The organism is Bradyrhizobium sp. (assembly GCF_049691595.1).
GTDB lineage: Bacteria > Pseudomonadota > Alphaproteobacteria > Rhizobiales > Xanthobacteraceae > Bradyrhizobium.
Genome location: NZ_JBAVNZ010000325.1, coordinates 1 through 6,779 on the forward strand (window position 1 = coordinate 1; position 6,779 = coordinate 6,779).

Here is a 6,779-nt window from a genome sequence, read left to right on the forward strand (position 1 = left end):
GGCAACGATCCCGCCGCGAAAATTGCCCGGCCGCACGTCTAAATCATTGATGCCGCTGAGCAATCCTTGGGGAATGGTGTAACGGTAGCACAACAGACTCTGACTCTGTTTGTCTAGGTTCGAATCCTAGTTCCCCAGCCAGTGATCGGCGGTCCGCTCCCCCCACGCGAGTTGCGCCTCATCAAGGACATACCTTCGCGGTCTCGCGGCGCGATGCGCCCGAGTCTTGACGGGGTTCACCCTCGAAAGCGGGAGGGTGCAGGGAATGCCGGGTGCGCGCTGCACCCGCGGTCCCGTGCGCAATGGAGAGTGGAGTGCGCGCACGAGCATACAGGTTCAGCGGAAGCATCCCGGCATCCCCTGCGTGATGGCTTTACGGCTTATGCCGTGTTCTCCCCGGCGACGAATTCGTCTTGTCACCGTCGTCGGCGGATTTCGCGGCTCCTCAACCCCGGTCGGGTTCGAGTTTGCCACCGCCGACTTGGCACCAGCAACGGGTGTCAGGACCACACGGTTTTGCCGTACGCTAAAACGTCGTTCGTCCTGCGCGCCGGCCAATCGCTCACGAGGTTCAACCCGCCCTGCGACCGCCATTGCGCGCCGACGCTGTCGCGTCCACCACATCCCATCCCGCGTTCGTGACGACGCGCGACCGCCCCTCTTTTCGGAACAGGACGGCCGGAGTTAAGCCACTGATTTGGGGTCTCCGTGAAGCGGAAGTTTGCCCGTCGTGCCAATCTGCCGCAACGCGACGGGCAATCGCTGGCCGCCCCGGTCCGGCTGGGACGAGAGAATGGTCTGCCGGCCAAGGGAGGTCTCGGTCTGGCCGGCCTGCGTAGCGACTGGAGCGTGAACCCACAAATTAGAAACGGACGTCCGCCTTGGTGCGCATTCCGGGCTCAAGGTGGCCATGACGGCACTTCAGAAAGTGCAACAACGGAACTGAATGAGCTTTTCAAGTTTCACGCTCCACGGTTCTTCCGTGTCAGCCCGACCTTACTTCGTAGACTCGAATGCTCGAAATGAAAGGGTTGCCTTGCGCTATCTTCTCCGCGTCGTCGAGATTTGCCGCGTTGACGATTGTGAAGCCGGTAATGGAGTCGAGGCCGAGCGGAAGGTCCTTCGTTCCGCCCTTCGAGATTTCGCGACCATTGCCGAAGCCGCCCATGTCTACGGTATGCGGCTTGGTCGCCTCGAACCATTTGCCCCAGGCGGCCATGATTTCCGGAGTGGGTTTTTCGAATCCGTAATGCAACAGCACAAACTTCTTCACGCTCGACTCCTTTTCACCGATTGGGGCACATGGTTTCTCTTCGGGGACTTCGCCTTTGGCGTGATAGCCTCGGCGTACTGCAACGAACGATTTATCCAGGATGCGCGCTTGCGCGCGTCGGACAGTAGCTCCTCGGGCAATCGCACATATTCACGCATCGGGCGGCCACTCATGGGCTCGAAGATCCGTTCGCCAAATTCGGTGCTGAACCGGGCCCGATCCTTCTCCGACAGCCGTATGATGAAATCGTTCTGGTGCAGCCCGATAAAGAGATTTCCGTTCGCGAAGGCCGCCGGGTAGCCAAACATCTTGCGGCGGGAAATATTTGCGCCTGACGGAACCGACTTGTCGAACAGATCGATCAGCGACTGTGGTGATTTCGTCCAAGCCACCGGCCCCTCCTTTCAGTTTGCAGCGGGCGTTACGCGCCGGCGTTCCGCAAGGTCGAACAGAAGGGGAAGCTTGCGGACGAGCGCCACGGAGCCGCTTGTGCTGGCGCGCCTCGCCGCGATCGCGTCCTGAAGGGATACGCTCATCCCGACAATCTGGAGCACCGCGTCGAACGGGGCTTCCAGCGTCCCCTTGCAATTGGTGATGCCTCTTTGAATCGTCGTCCCGAAGGCGCTGCCCGCGACCGTGAAGCCTGCCGATTTCTTGCCATGGGTGACCACAAGGCCGACGCTGATTTCCGGCACGGGTGAACGCTTCGCAATAGCGTCAAGGCCAAGCAGCACCCAATCCGGCTCGAACGCGTCGCCCGGCACCGGCGGGAACAGGAAGCGGCCGCCCCAGCGGATCAACTCCCGGATCGCGGGCTGAACTTCCCGGCCTATCTCGGTCAGCTCGTACACCTGCGCATTGACCGGCCGCGGCAAGGCGGTCCGCCGCACGACGTTGCACTCGATCAGGGTGGTGAGGCGCGCTGTCAGCAAGGTGGGGCTCATGCCGTCAAGATGATCCAAGAGATCGCCAAATCGCTTCGGCCCAATAAGAAGCTCCCGGATGATCAGGAGAGTCCAACGCTCGCCGATGATTTCCGCCGCGCGGGCAAGTGCGCAGAATTGTGGGTAGTGAAGATTGCTCATTCCTTCGAGGTCGGTTTTCCCATCATCTTCGGTAGGCGAGGGCGATCAACGGACCCACGACTGCAAATTGCAGGATCGTGAAAGCGGTTTCGAGCAGCACATAATCCGGCACGGAAACCATCACATTCTTGGCTGCGACCGCGAGCGTGGTGAACGACCACGACAGCAGGCCTACGCCAAGACCATACAAGAGCCCGTCCTTCAGGAAGGAGCCGCTACCTTGCATGAATACCCGCGGGAACAACCACGAGAAGATAGCGCCCTGGATGATCATTGAACCCAGTCCGAAGGCGATCACCGGTTCGTCACGATAGATCTGGAGTGCATGATACTTCTGCTCGAACAGGACGAGATGCCAGACGAAAGCGATCGGAAAGGACGGAAGCAGGTAGGCGGCAAAGCCAAGCCAAAAGCTACGGCCGCCGGTTGGACGGGCAACGTAAGATGCGGAAGACATCGGCGAACTCCAACATACTACATTTTTTATAGTAGACAGTATAAAATTTGGAGTCAACTAGTCTTGAGGATGGCGGCGCCATCGGCGCACTCACAAGAGTCGGATTTGGGTCATTGCGTTGATTTCGGCGTGTCCGCGGCATGTCCGGTTAGGGCGTATTCTCGGAAATGCCGGCCTCGGTCGTGGTTTTGCCGACCTGATGAACTTCCACGATGTTGCCCTCAGGGTCGTGGAAGAAGATCTGATGCCACCCCTCAATGGCCCATGCGCCGAAGTCGGCATAAGGCACACCGCGCTCCGTCAGGCGCCGCTTGATGCCCTCGATATCATCTGTCCGAAATGCGATATGGCCGCGCTCGAGCGGGTTGATGGGCTGCTTGGTGCGAAATGCCACGTTCAAGTCGAGGGTAGCAAGATGCATCTCGCTCGTGCCATCGGTCAAAAAGGCAACGCGACCGCGATAGCCTTGATTTTTGATCTGCTTCTGATTGCCGCTGTAGGCGTTGCTTTCGGCCAGTTCGAGTACGTCCTTATAGAAGCTCTCCAAATCCGAGGGGTCTTTGGCACACAGGTTAATATGATGAAACCGCGTCGTCATCCTTGATCCCCTTGGGTTTGTTGAAGGTCTCGCAAAAAAGTGCAATCGAGGGGTTGATCTCAGTGGATATGACTGCCGCCGTTCACATCCAGCGTTGCGCCAGTGATGTAGGACGACAGGTCGGAAGCCAGAAACATGCAGGCCGCCGCGACTTCCTCGGGACGACCGGGGCGGCCGAGAGGAATTGCGGCCGTGAGCTCGCGAATACGGTCCTTTGAGACGGCGCTGGTAACAAAATCAGTTTCGATTAGAGACGGGCAGACAGCGTTCACGCGCACACCCATGGGTCCGAGTTCACGGGCGAGAGACTTGGTCAGACTGAGCACTGCACCCTTCGACGCCGCATAATGCGAGCCGCCAACCAGACCGCCGCCGCGCTGCGCGGCGACTGAGGCGACATTGACAATCGATCCGGCGCGTTGCGCGACCATCGTGGGCGTGAAGGATCGAAGGATATTGAACGCCCCCGAGAGGTTTACTGCGATCACCTCATCGAAATCTTTCCTACTGATCTCATCATATCTGCCAGAGCGGATGACGCCTGCGCAGTGAATCAGGGCGTCAACCTGGTTGAATACACGCGAGACCTTGGTCGCCGCTTGCTCACAGGACGCGCTGTCCACGATATTGCATTTCACACCAAGGATCGACGATGACGGATGATCCGCGGCGATGTCTCCAGCCACGTTGTCAACGTTCTCGCTGACATCAATCACCACGACATGCGCCCCGTTTGCGGCGAGCATATGGGCGGTAGCCCGGCCGATCCCTTGAAGTGACGCGGCACCGGTAACGACGCATACCTTTCCCTTCATCAGCATCTCGTATGCCTCCCTTCGTCAACCGGAGGGTGGGGTCGTTTCATATATGAAGTCAATAAAGCACCAGCTTGGAGGCTGTATCGCAGGGAATGGCGTAACGGTAGCACGACAGACTCGGCCCCCTTCACACCGGCGGCGTGCCGTGGGTGTGAAACGACTCGATCGTCTTCAGTCCCCACGCCTGGCCTTTCCTGCGCTCCTCCTCGGTCCACACGATCGGCTTCCAGTCCGGCGCCAGGATCAGGCGGGCGCCGGCGTTCGCGACCTCGACGCGGTTGCCGCCGGGCTCGTAGACATAGAGGAAGAAGGTCTGCTGGATCGCGTGCTTGTGCGGGCCGGTTCGAGCACGATGATCAATGCCGCGCGATCGGGATAGACAGAGAGGTAACACTTGTGTTACTTACATCGAATGGTTGAAATCCGCTACTATGTCGCCGCCGGCAGTCGGGAGCCGTTCGCCGAATGGTTTGCGGAACTGGACCCGGTCGCGAGCGCCAAGATTGCCCGCGCCATAGCCCGCATGGAGCAAGGCAACTTCTCCAACGTAAAGAGCGTCGGCGAAGGCGTGCTGGAATGCAAGATCGACTTCGGGCCGGGCTACCGGATTTATTTCGGGCGGGATGGCGACACGATCGTGATCCTGCTGACAGGCGGGACAAAGAAGCGGCAGCAGCGGGACATTGATACGGCCCAAGACTATTGGCGGACCTACAAACAAGGCAAGCGCAGGCAGCGCTGAACGGAGACGGATGATGGCAAAAACAAAACCCTTCAAGGATCTCGTGCAGGCCCGGGTCAAGGCGGACAGGAAATTTGCCGAAGCGCTTCTTCGCGAAGGCATCGATGCCATGCTCAGCGGCGATGTCGAGACCGGAAAGACAATCCTGCGCGATTACATCAAGGCGACGGTCGGCTTCGAGAAACTGGGTGAGGCCACAGGCGCGCCTGCAAAGAGCCTCATCCGCATGTTTGGCCCACGCGGCAATCCGCAAGCAAAAAATCTGTTTAGTGTGATCGGATACCTTCAAAAGCGCGCAGGCGTGGAGTTACACGTCGCGTAACGCCAGCTCGCGTAGGGCGGGTTCTCTTTAACCCGCCATCTCGCATGGATCCCACCACCGGCTTTCGCCGAATGCCCGCAATCCGCTACCTGCTGGCGACCAGCCGCGGTCGCAGCGTCGCCACGAGTTGGGCCTTGAGCGCCTGGACGCGGGGATTGCCTGAGCGCGCGGCGCAAACCGAAAATTGATCGACCGACCGCGCCAGCGCGTGGCGCTCTTCGTCGGTCCGGGTTACCTGCGGATCGGACAATCGCAGCACAATGGCGCCCAGTTGCATCAGCGTTTCGTCAAGCGCGCGGTCCATGTTGGCGATGTCAATCATCACCCGGCTCCTTGTGGTGTGATGATAGACCTTCGCCGCGGCCGTTCCTGGCAAGCCCGACGCTGGGGATAACAAGTGGTAAACGGCAACCGGACAATTTGCCGTACGCCGGCGCCCTCGCGCGATTGACCTGAATCAACCGGCCATCTCGCCCCAGCGATGCCAACCGAACGGGCCGCGCCGACCGCCCCTTCCCTGCCATCATCGCGGGCTTGAATGCTTCACCCCGCAACCGGCGGTATCGTCTTCAACGCCCCACGCCCGGCCCTGCTGCGCCCTGCCTCGGTCCCCGCGCCCGCACCCAAAAATGACCCGGAGGAAACCATGGCATTCAGCGCTCTCGACACCGCGCAAAACGCGCGCAATCTGATCCCATGCCTGAAGGACAAGCAGATCGCGGCGATCGGCCGTTACTACACCGCGAGGCGGATCAACCCGAAGATACTGACGGCGGCGGAGGCGCGGCGACTGTCGGATGCGGGAATAAAGATATGGCCGGTCTATCAGAACCGCCATCGGTTCGAGGCCGACTTCAGTTCGGCCAAGGGCAGGCGGGAAGCTCGGGACGCACTCGACTACGCCAAAAATGTCATCCGCCAGCCGCAGGGTTCCGCGATCTATTTTTCGGCCGATTTCGATGCGACCCAGGCTGAATTCGATCGCGCGATCCTCCCGCATTTCCGGGCCATCGCCGCGACTTTCGCAGCCGCGGGCAATCCCTATCGGATCGGGGTTTATGGCTCCGGCGCCGTGTGCCAGGGTTTGCTCGATGCCGGCATCGTCAAGCTGACGTGGCTTTCGCAATCCGGCGGCTTCAGAGGAACGCGGGCGTTCAAGGCATCGCGCCGCTGGAATATTCTGCAGGCATTGCCGCTCGCAAACTTTTGCAATTTCCGCGATGAGATCGATCCGGACGAGATCAACGGCAATGCCGGTGACTTCGGCGGCTTTCTCCTGCCTGCGAGCACCCCGACATCGGCAATTGGCGCGGAGGTCGCCGTCGTTCCAGCGGCGCGCACTCCGAAGAGGAAAATCGCCGCCAAGGCAAGGAAAGAGCCAAAGAAGGCTCCTGCGAAAGCCAGGGCAAGACCCAAAGCCGCGGCCAAGCGCAAGAAAAAGCTCGCGTAGGGCGGGTTCTCTTTAACCCGCCATCTCGCATGGA

Annotated in this window: 10 protein-coding genes, 1 tRNA gene and 1 pseudogene; 4 read left to right on the plus strand and 8 right to left on the minus strand. The window is 60.1% G+C overall.

Annotated elements, in window-relative coordinates:
• Nucleotides 1-67 precede the first annotated feature (67 nt).
• A tRNA-Gln gene (locus tag WCE35_RS14225) sits at nucleotides 68-141 on the plus strand.
• An 844-nt stretch (nucleotides 142-985) separates the two neighbouring features.
• Here the strand turns inward: WCE35_RS14225 and WCE35_RS14230 are convergent.
• The 7 genes and pseudogenes from WCE35_RS14230 to WCE35_RS14260 form a co-directional block, all read right to left on the minus strand.
• Nucleotides 986-1,273, minus strand: a complete 288-nt coding sequence (locus tag WCE35_RS14230) for a hypothetical protein (protein WP_424593980.1) — start codon at nucleotides 1,271-1,273, stop codon at nucleotides 986-988.
• Nucleotides 1,270-1,665 (minus strand): TfoX/Sxy family protein, encoded by a 396-nt coding sequence (locus WCE35_RS14235; RefSeq protein ID WP_424593981.1) that lies wholly within the window; start codon nucleotides 1,663-1,665, stop codon nucleotides 1,270-1,272. Before WCE35_RS14235 ends, WCE35_RS14230 begins: the two co-directional genes overlap by 4 nt.
• Before the next feature lie 12 nt (nucleotides 1,666-1,677).
• Nucleotides 1,678-2,358, minus strand: coding sequence for a winged helix-turn-helix transcriptional regulator (locus WCE35_RS14240; protein WP_424593982.1), 681 nt, complete (start codon nucleotides 2,356-2,358; stop codon nucleotides 1,678-1,680).
• A 22-nt stretch (nucleotides 2,359-2,380) separates the two neighbouring features.
• Entirely contained in the window at nucleotides 2,381-2,815 is a 435-nt protein-coding gene (locus WCE35_RS14245; protein WP_424593983.1) for a hypothetical protein, read from the minus strand.
• A 148-nt stretch (nucleotides 2,816-2,963) separates the two neighbouring features.
• Nucleotides 2,964-3,413, minus strand: coding sequence for a VOC family protein (locus WCE35_RS14250; protein ID WP_424593984.1), 450 nt, complete (start codon nucleotides 3,411-3,413; stop codon nucleotides 2,964-2,966).
• Nucleotides 3,414-3,472: 59 nt separating this feature from the next.
• Nucleotides 3,473-4,234, minus strand: coding sequence for an SDR family NAD(P)-dependent oxidoreductase (locus WCE35_RS14255; protein ID WP_424593985.1), 762 nt, complete (start codon nucleotides 4,232-4,234; stop codon nucleotides 3,473-3,475).
• Nucleotides 4,235-4,358: 124 nt separating this feature from the next.
• Nucleotides 4,359-4,574 (minus strand): annotated as a pseudogene (locus tag WCE35_RS14260) (catechol 2,3-dioxygenase); the annotation flags it as partial.
• A gap of 69 nt (nucleotides 4,575-4,643) precedes the next feature.
• Here WCE35_RS14260 and WCE35_RS14265 point away from each other — a divergent pair.
• Nucleotides 4,644-4,973, plus strand: a complete 330-nt coding sequence (locus WCE35_RS14265) for a type II toxin-antitoxin system RelE/ParE family toxin (protein WP_424593986.1) — start codon at nucleotides 4,644-4,646, stop codon at nucleotides 4,971-4,973.
• A 13-nt stretch (nucleotides 4,974-4,986) separates the two neighbouring features.
• Entirely contained in the window at nucleotides 4,987-5,295 is a 309-nt protein-coding gene (locus WCE35_RS14270; protein ID WP_424593987.1) for a transcriptional regulator, read from the plus strand.
• 85 nt (nucleotides 5,296-5,380) lie between these two features.
• Here WCE35_RS14270 and WCE35_RS14275 read toward each other — a convergent pair whose 3' ends face one another.
• Nucleotides 5,381-5,617 carry a hypothetical protein gene (locus WCE35_RS14275; RefSeq protein WP_424593988.1) on the minus strand — a complete coding sequence of 79 codons (237 nt, stop codon included), beginning with the start codon at nucleotides 5,615-5,617 and terminating at the stop codon, nucleotides 5,381-5,383.
• A gap of 324 nt (nucleotides 5,618-5,941) precedes the next feature.
• Between WCE35_RS14275 and WCE35_RS14280 the strand changes: the two genes are divergently transcribed.
• On the plus strand, nucleotides 5,942-6,745 hold the full coding sequence (locus tag WCE35_RS14280) for a DUF1906 domain-containing protein (RefSeq protein ID WP_424593989.1): 804 nt from the start codon (nucleotides 5,942-5,944) through the stop codon (nucleotides 6,743-6,745).
• Nucleotides 6,746-6,779 lie beyond the last annotated feature (34 nt).